The organism is Lysinibacillus xylanilyticus (assembly GCF_001708185.1).
Lineage (GTDB): Bacteria > Bacillota > Bacilli > Bacillales_A > Planococcaceae > Lysinibacillus > Lysinibacillus xylanilyticus_A.
This window is the reverse complement of the sequence record NZ_MDDN01000002.1, coordinates 641,630-662,856: the sequence shown is the minus strand read 5'-3', so window position 1 is coordinate 662,856 and position 21,227 is coordinate 641,630. Positions and strand designations below refer to the sequence as shown.

The following is a 21,227-nucleotide window of genomic DNA, read 5'->3' as shown; positions in this document are numbered from 1 at the left end:
CGCTTCGCTTTCGCACAGATAAAACATTTGTTGCTGTCGCTTCGCTTTCGCACAGATAAAACATTTGTTGCTGTCGCTTCGCTTTCGCACAGATAAAACATTTGTTGCTGTCGCTTCGCTTTCGCACAGATAAAACATTTGTTGCTGTCGCTTCGCTTTCGCACAGATAAAACATTTGTTGCTGTCGCTTCGCTTTCGCACAGATAAAACATTTGTTGCTGTCGCTTCGCTTTCGCACAGATAAAACATTTGTTGCTGTCGCTTCGCTTTCGCACAGATAAAACATTTGTTGCTGCCGCTTCGCTTTCGCACAGATAAAACATTTGTTGCTGCCGCTTCGCTTTCGCACAGATAAAACATTTGTTGCTGTCGCTTCGCTTCCGCACAGAGCAGAGCTTCCTGGGAGCGTCCGATGAGCCGCTTGGGCCAACAGATGTTTTTTGCGCGAAAGCGTAGTGCTAACGTAGCGGCAGCAGAGGGTGTTTTTTGTGCGAAAGCGCAGCGACAGCAACAGCACCGATGTTGGTCACGAAGGCGTTATCACAGGATGTGATGCTCTTAGCCTTCGTTCCCCTATCGCTGATCCCCAAGGAGTCGCCCAGTCTCCGCTCCAATCAATCCTTTCACTCGGCATGTATCTGCTGGCATACTACTCTAATTAATAGTGATAAAACGGTACTGTTATGTGTGCGAAATCGAAGCGGTAGCAAAGCACAAAGCAGAAGAAGTGGCTAGATACATAGGATAGCGAGTAGTCTAGAATGGAAATCACCCTCATTTAAAGAGAGCTAAATATTTACGAAAATTTTCTTTTTCAACACAAAAAAAGGGAACGATTATGAAATCGTTCCCTTTGCATAGTAAATTATTTTAATGGACCGCCAAGTTTAGTGATAGCTTCAGAAACATTTGAGAATTTCTTGAAGTTTTCGTTGAATAGACCAGCAAGTTCAGAAGCTTTCGCATCATAAGCAGCTTTGTCCGCCCATGCATCACGAGGGTTAAGCACTTCTGTTGGTACACCTTCAATAGAAGTAGGGATGTTTAATCCGAATACTGAATCTTGAATTGTTTCAACATTAGCTAATTGGCCATCAATTGCAGCACGTACCATTGTACGAGTGTAAGAAAGCTTCATACGGTTACCAGTACCATATTCGCCACCAGTCCAACCAGTGTTCACTAAGTATACTTGTGCACCGTGCTCGTCAATTTTTTGACCTAACATTTCAGCATATACTGTTGCTGGAAGTGGAAGGAATGGAGAGCCGAAGCAAGTTGAGAATACTGGTTCTGGCTCTGTTACACCACGTTCTGTACCAGCAAGTTTAGATGTGAAACCGCTTAGGAAGTGGTACATTGCTTGCTCTTTTGTTAATTTACTGATTGGAGGTAATACACCAAATGCATCAGCTGTTAAGAAGATGATTGTTTTTGGGTGACCTGCAACAGATGGATCAACAATATTTTCAATGAATTGGATTGGATAAGCTACACGAGTATTTTCTGTTAATGAACCATCATCATAGTCACAAACTCGAGTTTCTGGATCAACAGCTACGTTTTCTAGAACAGAACCGAAGCGGATTGCGTTGTAGATTTCTGGTTCTTTTTCAGCAGAAAGATTAATTGTTTTTGCATAGCAACCGCCCTCAATGTTGAATACACCATTATCTGACCAACCGTGTTCATCGTCACCGATAAGTTTACGGTCAGGATCAGCTGATAAAGTAGTTTTACCAGTACCAGATAAACCGAAGAATAATGCAACATCACCAGCTTCACCAACGTTTGCTGAGCAGTGCATTGAAAGGATGCCTTGTTGTGGTAATAAGTAGTTCATAATACCGAAAATAGATTTTTTGATTTCACCAGCGTATTCAGTACCACCGATTAGGATGATTTTCTTTTCAAGTGATACAATGATGAATGTTTCAGAAGCAGTGCCATCGATAGCAGGGTCTGCTTTAAAGTTAGGAGCTGAGATCACTGTGAAGTCAGCAACATGAGAAGTTAATTCTTCTGCAGTTGGACGGATAAATAATTGATGAGCGAAAAGATTGTGCCAAGCGTATTCATTGATTACTTGGATGCTCAATTGTGAATCTTTGTCAGCACCAGCAAAGCCCTTGAATACGAATAATTCGTCACGTTCTTTTAAATATTTTACTACTTTTACATATAAGTTATCGAACACTTCAGAAGAAATTGGTTGGTTTACTTTTCCCCAGTCAATTTTATCTTTTGTGCTTTCTTCTTCTACCATATATTTATCTTTAGGTGAACGACCAGTGTATTTGCCAGTTTCTGCACGAACAGCGCCATCTACTGTTAACATAGCTTCACCACGAGATGTTGCCTTTTCAGCTAATTGTGGTACTGAAAGTTGAACATTAATGTTACCGCCGTTTAATAATTCCTTCAGTTCGTTTGCAATTTCTACTGAATTCATCGATTAAATACCATCCTTTTTTATAGTATTCCCTTGAGTCTGGGGAGATTTTCTTAATTTCAAAAATAGTATAACACAATTGCTTAAATAATCTATACTAATTAAGAAATTATTTTTGAGATTTTATTACTTTTCAAGAAAACGACAAAAAGTTAATTTATTCGCTTTAAGAATGCTTTTTACCCTATTTATAATCAAGTGATTACACAACCACTTTCGACAAGTTGAATCGCGTTTGGGAAGCTTTTGACCAACATGAGGTTCGCACAGGATGTCAAATTTTTAGCTGGTTTTTATCAGTTGGAGTTTGTCACCGACTGAAAAGGGGGCATAACTATTTTCATCCACCACATAATGATGGCTTTCTTCCGTAGCTGACGATCTACTTTCGCCACAAAAAACATTTGTCGAATGAAGATTAAAGGGTCACACATATGTTAACACATGATGTGAGGTGGAGAGTAGGGATTATTTTGGGCTTATCACCAAAAGTTAGGATAAGTTTGTTGAAACTATTGCCATATCGTTATGGTAATAAGCCTTTGCGCTTCAAATTATAGCATAATCCAAATGTTAAGTGTTTTGATTCCTTGTGTATTCCATAGTTTTTAACTTCTCTCAGCAGATAATTTTTGTACTGAAAGCGTAGCGGACACAATTATGCCGAGGCATAATTGATAAGGAATAAAGCAAAAATAATTGACAACGTTCGACCTTTTACGTATTATGAGATATTGAACGGATACTCTTATCCCGAGCTGGTGGAGGGTCAGGCCCTATGAAACCCGGCAACCTGCATGAACTATTTCACGACATGCGTTGGTGCCAACCTGATGCAAGGGTAAACCCTTGAACGATAAGAGTGAAAGGTTACGAAGTCATTATTTCCTTTCCTCATGTTAAGTAAGCGTGAGAAAAGGATTTTTTTTATTGTAAAAAACGAATGTAAAGGTAAGTATGTGTAATCCTTTCCTTATTATAATGACGGATCTTTCGAAAATCCTCGTGTTAAAAGCGGCAACTGTTTTTTTTGTGCGAAAGTGAAACGACAGCAACAGGTTGTTTTTTGTGCGAAAGTGAAACGACAGCAACAGGTTGTTTTTTGTGCGAAAGTGAAACGACAGCAACAACGGCTTGAGAGTTCAATCCTTAGGAACGGACTTGACATGGGTAATGAGTACCGTATTCATTCGCAAATATTATTTGTAAGAGTAATAGGAGGAAAACTAAATGACAAACCGTCGATTGTTTACATCAGAGAGTGTAACAGAAGGACATCCAGACAAAATTTGTGACCAAATTTCGGATGCCATTTTAGATGCTATTTTAGCAGAAGATCCAAATGCACGTGTAGCGTGTGAAACAACTGTAACAACAGGCTTAGTATTAGTAGCTGGAGAAATTACTACTTCTACATATGTAGATATTAAAGGTATCGTCCGTGATACTGTAGCAGAAATCGGTTATACTCGTGGGAAATATGGCTTTGATGCCGAAAACTTAGCAGTACTTGTTGCTATTGGCGAGCAATCACCTGATATTGCGCAAGGTGTTGACCAAGCTTTAGAGGCGCGTGAAGGCTCTATGACAGACGCTGACATTGAAGCAATTGGCGCGGGTGACCAAGGCTTAATGTTCGGTTATGCATGTAACGAAACACCAGAGCTTATGCCATTACCAATTAGTTTAGCGCATAAATTAGCTCGTCGTTTAACGGAAGCACGTAAATCTGGCGAACTTGCATATTTACGTCCAGATGGAAAAACGCAAGTTACGGTTGAATATGATGAAAACAATGTACCAGTGCGCGTAGATACGATTGTAATTTCAACACAGCACGACGAAGAAGCGACACTTGAACGAATTCAAGCGGATATAAAAGAATTCGTTATTGCTCCGGTTGTGCCAAATGAATTACTAGATGCTAATACTAAATATTTCATCAACCCAACTGGCCGTTTCGTAATAGGTGGTCCAAAAGGGGATGCTGGTCTAACAGGACGTAAAATCATCGTTGATACATACGGTGGCTATGCGCGTCATGGTGGAGGTGCTTTCTCTGGTAAGGACGCAACTAAGGTGGACCGTTCAGCGGCATATGCAGCACGCTATGTAGCGAAAAATATCGTAGCGGCAGGCTTAGCAGAACGTGCTGAAGTACAACTTGCTTATGCAATCGGTGTTGCTCAACCAGTATCTATTGCTGTAGATACATTTGGGACAGGCAAAGTTAAGGAAAGTGATATCGTAGAATGGGTGCGCGAGCTATTCGATTTACGCCCAGCAGGGATTATAAAAATGCTTAATCTTCGTCGTCCTATTTATAAGCAAACTGCAGCATACGGTCATTTCGGTCGTACGGACTTAAATGTACCTTGGGAACAAACAGACAAAGCTGACGCATTAATGGAAAAAGCAGGACTATAAATTGTTTAGCTAAAATAATGCAGAAGCTGTAAAATTATTTTAACTCATTTCAGCGGGTGTCCAAACATCCGCTGAAATAGTTTTATCCCAAAAATTGCTTCTAATCACAATTATGTATGGCTTGGTTGTCCAAAAATACGAAGAGCTGCTTCGATTTAGATGAAATAGCTATTTATATTTTTGTTTGAAGAGATTTATAGTATTGACCTTTTTCTGTATATTCACGTACGATGCGTTCCATATCTTCTTTATCTTCAGCATTTAATTCTCGTACTACCTTTGCTGGACGACCTAATGCTAGGCTATTCGGAGGAATGACTTTGCCTGGAGGTACAAGACTACCCGCCCCGATGAATGCACCCTCTCCAATCTCTGCTCCGTCTAATACTATTGAGCCCATACCTATTAAGGCATTTTTACGAATCGTACAGCTATGTAAAGTTACTTGATGTCCGACTGTTACTTCATCTTCAATAATGAGTGGATATTTAGGGCTTTGATGTAAACAACAAAGGTCTTGTATACTAACTCGTTTTCCGATAATTGTTGGTGATACATCACCTCGAATTACTGTGTTAAACCAAATAGTCGTTTCAGCACCTATTGTAACGTCACCAGTAACGGTTGCATAATCGGCAATAAAAACAGATGGATCGATTTTTGGTGTTTTCCCTTTAAATGGATAGATCATGAGAATCGCCTCTTTTCTTTCTATGATGTATTATTATCGTATCAAATACGCAACTTGATGGAAATATAAAATTAAAATGAGCGAAATATTTCGATATAATCATTGTGTAATTATTTTTTAGGAGGACTATGTGAAATGTGGAAATGGGAAGCTGATGGACAAGCAAAGGCTGTGGTTGCTATTATTCATGGTGCATATGAAAATCACCGCTGGTATGCGTGGCTTATAGAAAAACTTAGATTGGAAGGCTTTCACGTAGTCATGGGGGATTTACCTAATCATGGAGTAAATGTCGGGTTTTCACGTGTTCATGATGAAGATTTTAAAGAATACAACAAATATACAAGGCATTTAATCGAGAATGCTTTTTCGTATAATTTACCTGTCTTTTTAATAGGACATGGGCTTGGTGCAACATTATTACTACATACCATGCATAAGCGAAAATATGAATGCGCAGGTATTATTTTAACTTCACCTTGGCTAAATTTAAAGCTATTGCCAGGTAAACTATCAAATGCTCTAACTAGTCTAAGTGCCCTGACAGCCAATGTGAAAATGACTCATGAAATTACATTAAACACGTTAACGCGCAGTGTAGAAGGAAGAGATGAGATGAAGGATGAGGTTTCTTTTATGTCAGTCGTTTCTGTGAAATGGTATAGAGAACTACAGCAAATGATGCGTAATTTAGTGTTATTGCCTAAAGCTGAATTCCCTAATAGACCTATGTTAGTTATGACAGCTGAAAAAGATAGTATTACTGAAACTAAACAAACACGTAATTGGCTATATCAGCAGGAATTTACAGAGTTTCAATTCAAAGAATGGGAAAACTGTTATCATAATCTATTTCATGAAGTAGAGCGTGAAGAAATTTTTGTTTATATTCGTGATTTTATTAATAATGCTCTTCGAAGAATTGGTTATATTATAGAATAGCCTTCTAAAACTTGCTAACGTATTGTTACTAACATGGCTCATCACCATAAATGTTGGGTTCCGACTAAGGCGCTTTCTGTGTGCGTCCGATGAGCCGCTTAGAGCAACAAATGTTTTATGTGCGAAAGCGAAGCGACAGCAACAAATGTTTTATGTGCGAAAGCAAAGCGACAATAGCACAAATGTTGGTCACGAAGGCGTTTATTAGCCTTCGTCCTCTACTGGCTGCTCGCTCAGAGCCCCACCTAAAACGCTAATTCCTCAAGGCATAGTCCACCCATGACTCCAATTAACTTACATACACGATATCACTAATGTCGCATGAATTTTAATTGAATTTTCTGTTTTCTACTTCTTCCGTTTTTAAAGAAAATGAAAGATACTTAAATAGAGATAGTAAACATCCATTTTTTACTATAACCTTTGACTGGGGCAACTGACAGTTCTAAATCCTTATGGTACCGTAGTTCCTTCGATTTCCCGAAGCCAAATACGTGCGGGCTTCCATAGTGTTGCTTTTAAGTACCTACTAATTTGTAAGTACGTCAGTGAACTGTTTGTGTAAAGCTGTGCTAGCACGTTTAAGCAGTAAACGATCATCGCAATGTACACCTGATTATGCACAGCTTGCTCGCTTTGCCCGTAGAACTTTTTAATGTTCAGATGCTGTTTCATCCACTTGAAAAACAGTTCGATTGTCCAGCGTGACTTATACAGTTCAGCGACTTCATCTGCGCTTAAATCAAAACGATTCGTAATCAGATGTAGTTCTTTACCGTTTGGATCTAGTACTTCGATACGGCGAAATACATTTTCAGCACGATTTTGCGTGTTGCCAATCAGAATCATTTCATCCGATAACACCGATGACTGTTCAGGTACTTTAAATGATTCAATCACACGTGTTACGGCGTTTTTTCGCAAGCGTGAGACAAAGAAAAGTCCGTCATCTGTCATGCGGTCAAAGCGCTCATAATCTAAGTAGCCTCGGTCAAACACGTACATGCACTCCTTGTCATCAACGAGAATTTCAAGCTGACCACGATCATGTTCTTTCGCATTCGTCAGCACCGCTTTATCAGGGTACGAACAACCTTTTTCTAGGTAAACAAGGCGCAAATGTAACTTCACACCTGATTTTGTTTTACGGAATTCAGCCCATCTATGGTTGTTTAAGTTCAATGGCAATGTGCTAGAATCAATGATTTTTAGTGGTGTTGTGGTTTTTCGGCGCTGCTCAAAATGCGTTTTCTCATGAATTTGCCCGACTAAGTCTAGAAAAATTTGTTGGAAAAACTCAGTTGGCACTTGGTTTAATCGCCGACCTAACTGCGAAAAGCTGATGGACTCTAAATACGTTGCTTTTTGTAAGTCGTCTGATAACAGCGTGTCACTAATGGCACGTAGACTTTCGGTTTCATTCAGTTGCGCAAACAGTAATAATTTCAAGAATGAAGCGATTTGAAGCTTCTTTGTATAGTAATTTAATTGATGAATTTCAACTAATTTCTCCATTTGTGTAGAAGAAATAGGTGAAAACCATTGTTCAAATGAAGTTTTTCGTGTAAACTTATCCATGCTTATGTCCTTTATTTTGGATTTGGATGGTTTACTACCACCCAACCATTATAAAGGCTTTTTTTATGCACAGATAATATTGCAGAAAATTCAGTTTTTTAAAATACGTTGAATTATTTTAATGCGACGCTAGTGACACGATATAATATTAAAAAAACAAACATCCAACTTTTGGTAAATAATCTCCAAAGATAATGTTGTAATTTTCTGAAAAGTGTAATACTATAATGACTTAAAGTAACATTTCAAAATTGGAGGGGTAAGATGGAAGCAATTGTTGGAATATTGAATGACATTTTATGGGGACCATGGTTTATTTACGGTATCTTATTGATTGGACTCTTTTTTTCAATCATTACACGATTCCTACAAGTAAGACACTTCAAAGATATGTTTGTTTTAATGTTTAAAGGTGAAAAATCGGATAAGGGGATTTCATCCTTTCAGGCGATGTCTATCGCATTATCTGGTCGAGTAGGTACAGGTAATATAGCCGGTACTGCTACAGCAATCGGGATGGGGGGACCTGGAGCTGTTTTTTGGATGTGGGCAATCGCCTTTATCGGTGCGGCAACTGCTTACGTTGAGTCGACATTGGCTCAAATTTATAAAGAAGAGAAAGATACAGAATATCGTGGCGGACCCGCATATTACATAGAAAAGGGAATGGGGCAAAAGTGGTTTGCAGTTATTTTTGCTATTGCCGCATTAGCTGCAATGTTAATCTTGATGCCGGGTGTTCAATCGAATGCAATTGCGACAGCTGTTGAAAACGCTTTTAATATTGAAACTTGGATTACAGGACTTATTATTGCCGTATTACTAGGTGCCATTATTATCGGTGGGGTTAAATGGATTGCCAACGCTGCACAGATTATAGTACCTTTTATGGCGTTAGCTTATATTCTTATGGCCCTTATCATTATTGTAATGAATATTGAAGAAGTACCATCTGTAATTGCATTAATTTTTTCTAGCGCATTTGGTGCACAAGAAATCTTTGGTGGTATAATTGGATCCGCTATTGCATGGGGTGTTAAACGCGGAATTTATTCAAATGAGGCCGGTCAAGGGACAGGGGCGCATCCAGCTGCGGCAGCAGAAGTATCACACCCTGCTAAACAAGGAATCGTGCAAGCGGCTTCTGTATATATTGATACATTATTAATCTGTTCAGCTACAGCATTTATGATTTTATTTACTGGAATGTATAATGTACAGGATGAAAAAGCTGCAGAAGGTACGGATTCATTTATTTATACTGGTGAATTCAATAATGACGGATTAACTGGGGATGAACAAATAACATTTGCGAAAAGTATTAAAGAAGGTGCAGCATACACACAATATGCAGTTGACTCTTCACTACCAGGCTTTGGTGGTCCATTCGTAGCGATTGCATTATTCTTCTTTGCTTTTACGACAATTATGGCATATTACTACATTGCCGAAACAAATGTGGCTTATCTATTCTCAGGAGCTACAGAAAAAGTCGTCATTTGGATTGCAAAATTTGCTATTTTAATTGCTTCGTTCTACGGTACTATCCGCACATCTGACCTAGCTTGGGCAATGGGGGATGTTGGGCTGGGCCTAATGGTTTGGATTAATGTTTTAGCAATTTTAATTATTATGAAACCTGCAATTGTTGCATTAAAGGATTATGAGAAACAGAAAAAGGAAGGAAAAGATCCTGTTTTTGATCCTCGTAAACTAGGAATTAAAGGTGCAGATTTCTGGATAGATTATAATGAAAAACGTAAAAATAAATAGATAATAAAGAAAAAGCTATCTAATAGATTGTAATATTCTATTAGATAGCTTTTTATTTTTTATAAAATAAAATCCTGGTGGTTCTGAGTAAGGTGATCTTCGTTACGACTGGGCGACTCCTTGGGGATTAGCGCTAGAGGAACGAAGGCTAAAACCATCACGTCCTGTGATAACGCCTTCGTGACCAACATCGGTGCTGTTGCTGTCGCTGCGCTTTCGCACAAACAAAACCCTCTGCTGCCGCTACGTTAGCACTACGCTTTCGCGCAAAAAACATCTGTTGGCCCAAGCGGCTCATCGGACGCCCCTAGGAAGCTTTGCTCTGTGCGAAAGCGAAGCGGCAGCGGCAAATGTTTTATCTGTGCGAAAGCGAAGCGACAGCGGCAAAGCGCCCAGTCGGAAAGGAAATCAACTCCACGTTATGGTGAGAAGCCTCAAAAAAAGCCCGAAATACTTATCTTATTTCGGGCGTAAATGGATTAGATTAAAGGGTAATCTTTCATTTTTTCTAAAGCAATAACAAAGGGTGGATCATTTTGTTGATTTAGAAACTCGTATTTTAATACATGTACATATTTTTGGGGAAGTTGACTGACATATTCTATCACTGTATCACGTTCTTCCTTGCCACCCGGATGACCGTGATAAATGACAAGGAGTATAAGACCACCGACTTTGAGCAATTTTAACAAATCCTGAAGTGCTTGTATCGTAGTATTTGGCTTTGTAATAATGTCATGATCACTACCAGGCAAATAACCAAGATTAAAAATTGCAGCAGCTACTTGTTTGTGTACATATTTGGCTATTTCTTCATGTCCCCTGTGTAAAACAAGTGCACGATGCTCTAAGCCATTATCTAAAAGCCGATGGAGAGTTGCATCGACTGCGCTCTTTTGAACATCAAAGGCGTAGACTTGACCTTCATCACCGACAAGTTGTGCTAAAAACAATGTGTCATGGCCGTTTCCTGCAGTTGCATCCACCACAGTATCTCCATCGGCAACTGTATCCTTTATTAGCTGTTGAGCATATTGTAAAACGCGTTGTAGCTTCATTTCACAACCTCAGCTTTATAAAATTTCCCTTGCCAGCTTCCGCGGCGTTCAAGTTCAGCATCAATTCCATTTAATACTTCCCATTTATTAACACTCCACATCGGACCAATCATTAAATCAATTGGTCCATCGCCTGTGATACGATGAATAACCATATCTGGTGGTAGAATTTCAAGTTGATCTGCTACTAGCTTTGTGTAAACCTCCTGATCTAAAAATTCTAACATACCCTTTTCATATTGCTTAACCATAGGTGTGCCTTTTAAAAGGTGCAGTAAATGAATTTTAATGCCTTGTACATCAAGCTTTGCTACCTCGCGAGCAGTTTCCATCATCATGTCATAGTCTTCAAGAGGAAGGCCATTAATAATATGCGAGCATACACGAATACCATGCTTCCGTAGCTTTTCAACACCTTCTACATATGTTGCATAATCGTGGGCACGATTTATGAGATTTGCTGTTTTTTCATGCACAGTTTGAAGTCCTAGTTCAATCCATAAATATGTGCGTTCGTTTAATTCAGCTAAATACTCGACAACATCATCTGGCAAACAGTCTGGGCGAGTTGCGATGGATAATCCAACAACACCCTCTTGGGCCAGAGCTGCCTCAAATTTTTCCTTTAATACTGGTAGTGGTGCATGTGTATTTGTATATGCCTGGAAATAGGCCATGTATTTGCCGTCCTTCCATTTTTGATGCATTTTGTCACGGATTTCAGCAAATTGCACCTCGATCGGATCCACTTTGTTGCCGGCAAAATCACCAGAACCTGCTGCACTACAAAACGTACAGCCTCCAAAGGCAACTGTACCATCACGGTTTGGGCAGTCAAAACCTGCATCAAGCGCTACTTTAAAAACTTTATGACCAAATTGCTCACGTAAATAGCGATTCCATGTATAATATCTTTTCCCGTCTGAAGGAAAAGGAAAGTTTGTTTCTGTCATTTATTTCACTCCTCTAACACTATATTTTATCATGTGTCAATGGTTCCGTCATGAGGTAAGAATTTATTATTAAGGACTTTACTATTTAATACTGGGAGAGCTGAGCGAAAAAATAAGACGACTGGTGCAAATGGATGGGGTAGCCGAGCGATGGATAATGACCGGAGCGAATCATGGTGGTAGCCGAGCGAAAAGGATAATGACCGGAGTGAATCGTGGTGATAGCTGAGCGAAAAGGACATCCACAAGCGCAAATCATAGAGGGCTTTACGTAACCTACACTAAAAACACCTGCATTAAAAGCATTCTTAAGTCTATGTAAAAAGAGTAAAATTATTTTTCTTGTGCTTTTGTATTTTTCAACATAAACTAACTATTTAGAGTATCGAAATAATGGAGGTCATTCTATGCCAAAAAGTGTGTGGTTTTTAATTATCGGAATGCTTGTGAACACAACGGGCAACTCTTTTTTATGGCCTTTAAACGCCATTTACTTGCACGATCATTTAGGGAAGTCGCTTGCGATGGCTGGCTTTGTGTTGATGTTGAATTCTGCTGCTGGCGTATTGGGAAATCTATTAGGTGGTTATTTATTTGATAGAATAGGGGGCTATAAATCAATAATGTTTGGCATTCTTTTGCCGATTGCCTCATTAATTGGTTTAACGATTTGGCACGGATGGCCACATTATGTATGGTTCTTAACGATACTTGGCTTTAGTGGAGGTATCGTATTCCCTGGAATGTTTGCTTTAGCTGGAACTGCGTGGCCTGAGGGTGGACGGAAGGCCTTTAACGCCATTTATTTAGCTCAAAATTTAGGAGTGGCAATTGGACCTGCACTTGCCGGGGTTGTTGCTGATTACCAGTTTGACTATGTATTTAAGGTCAACTTAGTCATGTATATTTTGTTCTTTTTTATAGCGTTATTTACTTTTAAGCGATTAGAAGAAGGTAGCATTGCACCGAAAAATGTAGTAAGTGAAAGTAAACGAATTATTAATAAAGCACCGTTTTATGCATTATTAATTGTAAGTTCATCCTCTGTGCTATGCTGGTTAGCTTATTCACAATGGAGCGCAACTATTTCTTCTTATACGCAAGATCTAGGATTAGGATTGAAACAGTACAGCTTACTTTGGACTATTAATGGCCTGCTTATTGTTTTAGGGCAGTCGTTAATTGCACCATTAGTGAAGCGTTGGGAAAATAAATTGAAGCGACAATTAGTATTTGGTATTGTCCTTATCGCGTTATCTTTTGGAATTATTGCCTTTGCTAGTGATTTTAAAATGTTTGCTGCCGCCATGGTTGTGTTAACGTTTGGCGAAATGTTTTATACGCCCGCTTTACCTACCATCGCCAATCAGCTTGCACCAAAAGGACGTCAGGGCTTTTATCAAGGGATTATCAATAGTGCGGCAACAGCAGGTCGTATGATAGGTCCTCTATTTGGTGGTATTATGGTCGATCAGTTTGGCATGATTGTACTCGTATTAATCCTAGTAATTATAGTATTGTTTGCGATTATTCCATGTCTTATCTATGATTATCCTTTACGAAAGAATAAAACAGTGACAGATCAATAGGTTAAATTTAACAAAAAAATTCCGGAAACGAGCAAAAACTGTGTGGGAGACACGTTTTTTGCTCGTTTTTTAATGTTTACTCTTGAAAGTAAAGATATTGTAGCGTAGAATCAATCATACATATTCAAATATTTGAATATGTAAAGATGAAGTTCCGTGGAGGGATCTATGTGGAAGAGAGCTTACAACAATTTAAGGCAGATTTTTTTAAAGCTTTAGCACATCCATTACGAATCAGAATATTGGAATTACTAGTTGATGGTAAAAAAAGTGTCAACGAGATTCAAAGCTGCTTAGAAAAAGAGGGCTCAGCTGTTTCTCAGCAATTAAGTGTATTACGAGGGAAAAATATCGTGTATGGGATGAAAGAGGGTAAAAAAGTTTACTATTCTTTAAGTGATCCGATGATTGTTGAATTACTTAGTATAGCAAAGGATATTTTCAACAATCACTTAATAAATACAATTACAAGATTAGAAGAGATGGCTATTAACGAAAATGAAGAGGATATGTAGCGTTTATTATGAAACATTTACCTTTTTGAAGGGAAGATTTATAGATGAAGTCACTGTTTACGGGGAGATATGAAGGGTATTCTATTCATCACTTAAAGAAAGATTTAATATCAGGGATTATTGTCGGGATTGTGGCAATACCACTTGCAATGTCCTTTGCCATTGCGTCAGGCGTTAAACCCGAGTATGGCATATATACAGCTTTTATTGCTGGTATACTTATTTCTATTTTTGGTGGGTCGAAATATCAAATTGGGGGACCTACAGGGGCGTTTGTGCCAATTCTGCTAGGGATCGTCATTTCGTATGGCTATGAAAACTTACTAATTGCTGGATTAATGGCCGGGGTTATGTTGTGCTTAATGGGTATTTTTAAACTAGGCTCATTAATAAAATTTATCCCACGTCCCGTGACGATAGGTTTTACAGCTGGAATTGCTGTTAGTATTTTTACAGGTCAAATTGCCAATTTCTTGGGTTTGAAAAATGTTAAAAATCATGAGTATTTTATTGACAATATAAAAGAAATTGTTACGCATATTAATACTACAAGTTTTTATAGTGTTTTAACGGCAATTATTAGTCTTGTCATTATATTAATTACACCGAAAGTTTTACCTAAAGTACCTGCGGCGTTAGCAGGCATTGTTGTTTCTACACTTGTTGCAACGTTCTTTTTTTCTGGACAAGTGGCCACAATAGCAACAGCCTATGGAGTAATTCCAAATACATTACCGGATTTTGCAATTCCAGAAATCACATTCGAGCGAATTCAGCTACTTATTGGCCCAGCATTTGTGATTGCTATGCTTGGTGGAATTGAATCCCTTCTATCAGCGGTAGTAGCGGATGGGATGACAAATACAAAACATAATAGTAACCGAGAACTTATTGGTCAAGGGATTGCTAATATTGTAACGCCTTTATTTGGGGGGATTCCTGCAACGGGTGCTATTGCCCGTACTGCGACAAATATTAAAACAGGTGCAGCATCACCAATGTCAGGTGTTATCCATGGCGTATTTGTATTAGTCACTTTATTATTATTAGCACCAGTTGCTTCACATATCCCATTGGCTAGTATGGCGCCAGTTTTAATGGTTGTAGCTTGGAATATGAGTGAGCAAAAACATTTTGCGCATATCCTTAAATTGAAATCAGGAGATTCCCTGGTCTTGATGATTACGTTTTTACTGACTGTTTTCACAAGCTTAACATTAGCTGTAGAGGTGGGGCTTGTGTTAGCCGTTGTATTATTTGCAAAGCGTATGAGCGAAAAGCTTGTAGTAACAAAGGTATTACCGGATCATTCGAAAGAGAGTGGGAAGGTACAATCACATGTAGTTCATCAGAAGCGTGACTGTCCACAAATTAGTATTTATACAATTGAGGGTCCTCTTTTCTTTGGCGCAGCTCAAAATTTTGAGGAGGCAATTGTAGGTTCCGTTCAACAACAAAAAAAAGTTTTGATATTACGTATGAGTAAAGTGCCCTTTTTGGATACAACAGGTGAGACATATTTTGGTAATTTCGTCCGGAATTTTAAAGCCCGGGGTGAAACTATTTTAGTTACAGGTGTTCAAGATGAATTGAAATTAGCATTACAAAACAATGGCTTATATGATGAGATTGGTGAGGATAATTTCTATCCGCATACAGGAGAAGCAATTAATAAAGCTTTAAGCTATTTAGATATAAATAAATGTATCGGGTGTAAGCACTTTGCTTTCCGTGAATGTCAGGAATTATCTCGCGATAAAGGGACAGTAAATAAAGTAACTGCCCCTAGCTGCCTGATTGGTGAAGACTAATCGGTGGGGATGAAGAATCCCCACCGATTAAAATTTCACTTTATCCCAACCTAACGGGCAGTAATTTATCTTATTGAAAGCGAAGCATTAGGTACAAGTCTCCTACCTCAAAATCTAGCGAAAGCAAAGAAGTTAGGTGGGAGATGAACTGCCTGAGAGGTCATTATAGTCATCCCCGCAATTATATTCGTTAATGAAGGGTGAGTGTCTTTAGGCAAATTGTTCATTTTGTCCTTCTACGATAAAACGCTTTCATTTTACTATAATCATTAAGAATATGCTTTCAAATAATAGGAATCATATCATAGCAGGAATCTCCTGTGAATAATTATAGAAGTATGGATACGAAATAGGCTGCAAAGAATGTAACAAAGCTTACAGAGGAGGAATAAAAATGAAGAAAATTATGAATTCACCTGAAACACTCGTTATGGAAATGTGCAATGGGATGGTTATGGCTCATCCAGAACTTGAGTTGTTAAAAATATATAAAGTAATTAAGAAAAAAGAAATGAATGAGAATAAGGTAACTTTAATTAGCGGTGGCGGTAGTGGACATGAACCGGCACATGCGGGGTTAGTCGGAAAAGGGATGTTGGACGCTGCAGTATGCGGTGACGTCTTTGCTTCTCCTTCACAAATACAGGTATATCAAGCAATTAAAGCAACAGCTAGCAAAAAAGGTACACTGCTTATTATTAAAAATTATAGCGGAGATATTATGAACTTTAAAAATGGTGCTCAATTAGCTTCTGAGGATGGCATTCAAGTAGAGTATGTCCGCGTAGATGATGATATTGCAGTAGAAGATAGTCTTTATACAGTAGGACGACGCGGTGTTGCGGGAGTTGTGTTGGTACATAAAATCGCTGGTGCAGCTGCAGAAGAAGGTATGGATTTAATGCAGGTCAAAGCTGTGACGGAAAAAGCAGCGGCAAATGTTCGAACAATTGGTCTAGCACTAACTTCCTGTACGGTGCCAGCTAGTGGATCACCAACTTTCAAATTGGGTGAAGATGAGATGGAATATGGTGTCGGTATTCATGGAGAGCCAGGAAGAAAACGTGAAAAAATGATGACCGCAGATGAATTAGCCTTCCGCATGACAAATGACCTTATGAAAGATTTAGGACTAGTTGAAGAGGATGAAATTGCTATCCTAATAAATGGATTTGGTGGTACACCTCTGCAAGAACTTTATCTGTTTAACAATGCAGTTACTAGAGAGTTGAGTAAAAGTAATATTCGAATCAATAGAACGTTTGTCGGCAATTACATGACAAGTATTGATATGGCTGGGATTTCTCTAACAGTAATGAAACTAGATGATGAGCTGAAAGCATTACTATCGAAAGAATGTAATACGCCTGCATTTAAGGTAGATGGACCGGTTGAGAGTGTAGAATACGTAGATATTAATGATCACGTAGAAGAGAAGCGAGTTTTTTTTGAGACGGAAACAGAGGAAGAACACGCTATCATCAAAAATGAGGTAATCACATTAAACAATATAATTTATCTCGTAGATAAAATGAGCGAAATTATTATCAAGAACGAAGTGCCTTTCTGCGAATTGGATACCCATGCAGGTGATGGCGATTTCGGGATGAGTGTCGCTAAAGGATTTAAGCAATTGAAACGAGGATGGAGCTCGATTCTAAATCAAGAACATTTAAATATTGGAACTTTCCTGGATGCGTGTTCGATGATAATTATGGAACATTGCGGAGGAGCTTCTGGTCCGATTTGGGGCGGAGCTTTCCGAGCTGCAAGTAAAGCTGTAGAAGAAAAAATGGCATTAACAGTCGGAGAGTTTGCTGAAATGTTACAAGCTACACTAAAAGGTATACAGTCTGTCGGTGAGCGCTCTTTCGGAAGAGGAGCAGAGGTAGGCGATAAAACGCTTGTAGATGCGTTTGTACCTTGTGTAAATGCTTGGTTAGAAAGCGCTGCAGCTGGTACGGATATTAAAACAGCTTTTGAAAACGGGGCAGAGGCTGCTGTTAAAGGAGCGGAATATACAAAAGAAATTGTTGCTCGAATGGGTCGTGCGGGTACAGTTGGTGAAAGAAGCCTAGGATATCCGGATGCTGGTGCATATGCGCTAGGGGTTATTTTTACGGAGCTTTCTCATAATTTAAAATAATGCGAGCTCTATGGACACAATGTATTTCGGGTATTGCTACCTTTAAGGATTGAATTGTTCAATAATGGGTAGTATGTAAACAAAGCCTTGTGCTTTTCAGTACTTTCCATTAGAATAAATGCAATACATGAAAAGACAGTGATGAGGAATAGTAAATTTGTGTTTCTTTTAAGAGAGCTAGCGGTTGGTGGGAGCTAGTAGGAAAGCAAATTGAACTCGCCTTCTGAGTCTGCCCGCGTGAAACAACGCGTGCCGTTCCTTCCGCGTTAAGGAAGCTAAAGCCGAGTGTGATCACTAATTTGGGTGGTACCGCGGGAGATACGAATTCTCTCGTCCCTTTCTACAGAAAGGGGCGAGTTTTTTTATTTTTTAAATATTTTGTCAATTATTATGAAGAGTAATATTACAAATTCGAAGGAGGAAAAATCGTGAGTTTTAATCATCTACAAATCGAAAAAAAGTGGCAGCAATATTGGGCCGATAATAAAACTTTCAAAACTGAAAATGAAACGGATAAACCAAAATTTTATGCGTTAGATATGTTCCCATACCCATCAGGCGCAGGTCTTCACGTAGGACACCCGGAAGGTTATACAGCGACAGACATCCTTTCACGCTTTAAACGTATGCAAGGCTATAATGTTCTACATCCAATGGGGTGGGATGCATTTGGTTTACCAGCAGAGCAATATGCACTTGATACAGGGAATGACCCAGCAGAATTTACAGCGAAAAATATTGCGACATTTAAGCGTCAAATTCAAGAGCTAGGATTTAGCTATGATTGGGATCGCGAAATTAACACTACAGACCCAGAATATTATAAATGGACACAGTGGATTTTTATCCAACTTTATAAAAAAGGCTTAGCGTATGTAGATGAAGTGGCTGTAAACTGGTGCCCAGCACTTGGAACAGTACTTGCAAACGAAGAGGTTATTGATGGAAAGTCAGAGCGTGGTGGTCATCCAGTAGAACGTCGTCCGATGAAGCAATGGATGCTTAAAATTACTGCCTATGCAGATCGTTTAATCGACGACTTAGAGGAAGTTGATTGGCCAGAGTCTATTAAAGATATGCAACGTAACTGGATTGGTCGCTCTGAGGGTGCAGAAGTAACATTTAGCATTGATGGTACAGATGAAAACTTCACAGTGTTTACAACTCGTCCTGATACATTATTTGGTGCTACATACTGTGTTCTTGCGCCTGAGCATAAATTAGTGGAGCAAATTACAACTGCTGAACAACGCCAAGCTGTAGAAGCTTATTTAGAAAAAGTAAAAATGAAATCTGATTTAGAGCGTACAGATTTAGCGAAAGAAAAAACTGGCGTATTTACTGGTGCCTACGCAGTTAATCCTATTAACGGCAAAAAAATGCCGATTTGGATTGCGGACTACGTATTAGCATCATACGGTACTGGCGCAATTATGGCAGTTCCAGCACATGATGAACGTGACTATGAATTCGCAACAGAATTTGGCTTAGAAATTACTGCTGTGCTTGAAGGCGGCGACATAAGCAAAGAGGCATTCACAGGTGATGGTAAGCACATTAACTCTGACTTCCTTGATGGCTTAAACAAAGAGGACGGTATTGCTAAGGCAATTGAATGGCTTGAGGAAAAAGGCGTAGGGGAGAAGAAAATCTCTTACCGTCTTCGCGACTGGTTATTCTCTCGTCAACGTTACTGGGGAGAGCCAATTCCTATGATTCATTGGGAAGATGGTACAACGACGCCAGTACCAGAATCCGAATTACCATTAGTGCTACCAAAAACAGATAATATTCGACCTTCAGGTACTGGTGAATCTCCACTAGCAAATATTTCTGAATGGGTAAATGTTGTTGACCCTGAAACAGGCAAAAAAGGTCGTCGCGAAACGAACACGATGCCACAATGGGCAGGTTCTAGCTGGTACTTCATACGTTATATTGACCCAACAAATAAAGAAGCAATTGCAGACCCTGAGTTACTAAAACGCTGGTTACCAGTTGATATTTATATCGGTGGGGCTGAGCATGCTGTATTACACTTACTATACGCTCGCTTCTGGCACAAAGTACTATACGATTTAGGTGTTGTACACACGAAAGAGCCATTCCATAAATTATTTAACCAAGGGATGATTCTTGGTGAAGGTAATGAAAAAATGTCTAAATCAAAAGGTAATGTTGTGAACCCTGATGAAATCATTTCTTCACACGGTGCTGATACTTTACGTCTCTATGAAATGTTCATGGGTCCACTTGAAGCATCTGTTGCATGGTCAACAAATGGTTTGGACGGAGCACGTCGCTTCTTAGATCGTATTTGGCGTCTATTTATCAATGAAGAAGGTGGAACAATCGCAGCGAAAATCCAAGCTTCTGATGATAAAACACTTGAAAAATCGTACCATCAAACTGTAAAAAAAGTGACAGAGGATTATGAAGGTATTCGCTTTAATACAGCTATTTCACAAATGATGGTATTCATTAACGACTGCTACAAAGCGGATGTTATTCCGACAGCTTACGCAGAAGGCTTTGTGAAGATGCTAGCTCCAATGGTTCCACACGTTGCGGAGGAACTATGGCAGCTATTAGGTCATGATACAACACTTTCATATGAGCAATGGCCAACATATGACGAGTCTAAACTTGTTGATGATGAAGTGGAAGTCGCAGTTCAGGTTGCCGGCAAAGTACGTGCCAAAATCATCGTAGCAAAAGATGCTTCAAAAGAGGAAATCGAAAAAGTAGCACTTGCAGATGACAAAGTACAAGAGTATATGGCAGGCAAAGACTTAGTAAAAATCATTGTTATCCCAGGCAAGCTTGTTAACATCGTAGTTAAATAATCATGAAAAAAGTGTCCAAAATTTGGGCACTTTTTTCTTTTATACTGAAACCAACTGGGATATCGATACGACAATAACCATCGTTGTAGTAGTGAACCAATATTAGTTAAAAAGTAAAATTTTCACTTGCGCGCTATAACAAATGTATTTGATGAAAACTAATTGGAATAGTTGCTTTTAGGTTTAAATAACATCACTAGCCATTGTTAAATAAGGATGACACAATTCCTATTGAAAGAAAATATATATATTTGAATAATAAAAATGAATAGGTACTGATCATCTAACTTGAAATATGCACAATATGGATTTGGTTTATTGAAGTGGAAATTTAATAAAAGTTAAAAATATCATTTAATATAATTTTTTGGTTTCTTTTTGTGTGGTAAATTTCTTTTGTTTAGGTTTTAAAATTCTCTTTTATTCTTAATATTTCTACCTATTTG

General features: G+C 38.8%; 16 protein-coding genes, 1 riboswitch and 1 other annotated feature. Of the genes, 10 read left to right on the top strand and 6 right to left on the bottom strand.

The window, feature by feature from the left end; genetic code table 11:
- Positions 1–386: hypothetical protein (locus tag BFJ97_RS07780; protein WP_139114393.1), on the bottom strand; the 386-nt coding region annotated here is incomplete at its 3' end.
- Positions 387–412: 26 nt separating this feature from the next.
- Here BFJ97_RS07780 and BFJ97_RS24595 point away from each other — a divergent pair.
- A complete protein-coding gene (locus BFJ97_RS24595) occupies positions 413–553 on the top strand; it encodes a hypothetical protein (RefSeq protein WP_175401703.1) in 141 nt (46 codons plus the stop codon).
- Positions 554–865: 312 nt separating this feature from the next.
- On the opposite strand, the gene pckA is transcribed toward BFJ97_RS24595, so the two are convergent.
- Positions 866–2,452, bottom strand: coding sequence for a phosphoenolpyruvate carboxykinase (ATP) (gene pckA / locus BFJ97_RS07775; protein WP_068984053.1), 1,587 nt, complete (start codon positions 2,450–2,452; stop codon positions 866–868).
- A 745-nt stretch (positions 2,453–3,197) separates the two neighbouring features.
- Positions 3,198–3,315, top strand: a riboswitch (SAM riboswitch).
- Positions 3,316–3,682: 367 nt separating this feature from the next.
- Between pckA and metK the strand changes: the two genes are divergently transcribed.
- Entirely contained in the window at positions 3,683–4,879 is a 1,197-nt protein-coding gene (gene metK / locus BFJ97_RS07770) for a methionine adenosyltransferase (RefSeq protein ID WP_068984052.1), read from the top strand.
- 172 nt (positions 4,880–5,051) lie between these two features.
- On the opposite strand, the gene BFJ97_RS07765 is transcribed toward metK, so the two are convergent.
- Complete coding sequence (locus tag BFJ97_RS07765) at positions 5,052–5,570, bottom strand: gamma carbonic anhydrase (RefSeq protein ID WP_068984051.1); 519 nt, start codon at positions 5,568–5,570, stop codon at positions 5,052–5,054.
- A 135-nt stretch (positions 5,571–5,705) separates the two neighbouring features.
- Here BFJ97_RS07765 and BFJ97_RS07760 point away from each other — a divergent pair, with 135 nt between their 5' ends.
- Both BFJ97_RS07760 and BFJ97_RS24590 read left to right on the top strand, forming a co-directional pair.
- Positions 5,706–6,512 carry an alpha/beta hydrolase gene (locus BFJ97_RS07760; protein ID WP_068984050.1) on the top strand — a complete coding sequence of 269 codons (807 nt, stop codon included), beginning with the start codon at positions 5,706–5,708 and terminating at the stop codon, positions 6,510–6,512.
- An 80-nt stretch (positions 6,513–6,592) separates the two neighbouring features.
- Complete coding sequence (locus BFJ97_RS24590; protein ID WP_175401702.1) at positions 6,593–6,769, top strand: hypothetical protein; 177 nt, start codon at positions 6,593–6,595, stop codon at positions 6,767–6,769.
- A gap of 196 nt (positions 6,770–6,965) precedes the next feature.
- Here the strand turns inward: BFJ97_RS24590 and BFJ97_RS07755 are convergent, their stop codons facing one another.
- Positions 6,966–8,090 (bottom strand): IS4 family transposase, encoded by a 1,125-nt coding sequence (locus tag BFJ97_RS07755; protein WP_068984049.1) that lies wholly within the window; start codon positions 8,088–8,090, stop codon positions 6,966–6,968.
- Between the two features lie 264 nt (positions 8,091–8,354).
- Here BFJ97_RS07755 and BFJ97_RS07750 point away from each other — a divergent pair, with 264 nt between their 5' ends.
- Positions 8,355–9,863, top strand: coding sequence for an alanine/glycine:cation symporter family protein (locus BFJ97_RS07750; protein ID WP_068984048.1), 1,509 nt, complete (start codon positions 8,355–8,357; stop codon positions 9,861–9,863).
- A 479-nt stretch (positions 9,864–10,342) separates the two neighbouring features.
- Here BFJ97_RS07750 and BFJ97_RS07745 read toward each other — a convergent pair whose 3' ends face one another.
- Entirely contained in the window at positions 10,343–10,921 is a 579-nt protein-coding gene (locus BFJ97_RS07745; protein WP_068984047.1) for a tRNA (mnm(5)s(2)U34)-methyltransferase, read from the bottom strand.
- A complete protein-coding gene (locus BFJ97_RS07740; RefSeq protein ID WP_068984046.1) occupies positions 10,918–11,874 on the bottom strand; it encodes a TIGR01212 family radical SAM protein in 957 nt (318 codons plus the stop codon). The genes BFJ97_RS07745 and BFJ97_RS07740 overlap by 4 nt, the downstream gene beginning before the upstream one ends.
- 407 nt (positions 11,875–12,281) lie before the next feature.
- Between BFJ97_RS07740 and BFJ97_RS07735 the strand changes: the two genes are divergently transcribed.
- The 5 genes from BFJ97_RS07735 to leuS all read left to right on the top strand — a co-directional run bounded on the left by BFJ97_RS07735 (position 12,282) and on the right by leuS (position 20,781).
- Positions 12,282–13,463, top strand: coding sequence for an MDR family MFS transporter (locus BFJ97_RS07735; RefSeq protein ID WP_068984045.1), 1,182 nt, complete (start codon positions 12,282–12,284; stop codon positions 13,461–13,463).
- 170 nt (positions 13,464–13,633) lie between these two features.
- Positions 13,634–13,978, top strand: coding sequence for an ArsR/SmtB family transcription factor (locus BFJ97_RS07730; RefSeq protein ID WP_083226945.1), 345 nt, complete (start codon positions 13,634–13,636; stop codon positions 13,976–13,978).
- A 44-nt stretch (positions 13,979–14,022) separates the two neighbouring features.
- Positions 14,023–15,789: a SulP family inorganic anion transporter gene (locus BFJ97_RS07725; RefSeq protein ID WP_068984043.1), complete on the top strand. Its 1,767-nt coding sequence runs from the start codon at positions 14,023–14,025 to the stop codon at positions 15,787–15,789.
- Positions 15,790–16,183: 394 nt separating this feature from the next.
- On the top strand, positions 16,184–17,935 hold the full coding sequence (dhaK, locus tag BFJ97_RS07720) for a dihydroxyacetone kinase subunit DhaK (RefSeq protein ID WP_068984042.1): 1,752 nt from the start codon (positions 16,184–16,186) through the stop codon (positions 17,933–17,935).
- Between the two features lie 129 nt (positions 17,936–18,064).
- Positions 18,065–18,276 (top strand) — a binding site (T-box leader).
- Positions 18,277–18,363: 87 nt separating this feature from the next.
- Positions 18,364–20,781, top strand: coding sequence for a leucine--tRNA ligase (gene leuS, locus BFJ97_RS07715; protein WP_068984041.1), 2,418 nt, complete (start codon positions 18,364–18,366; stop codon positions 20,779–20,781).
- Positions 20,782–21,227: the final 446 nt, after the last annotated feature.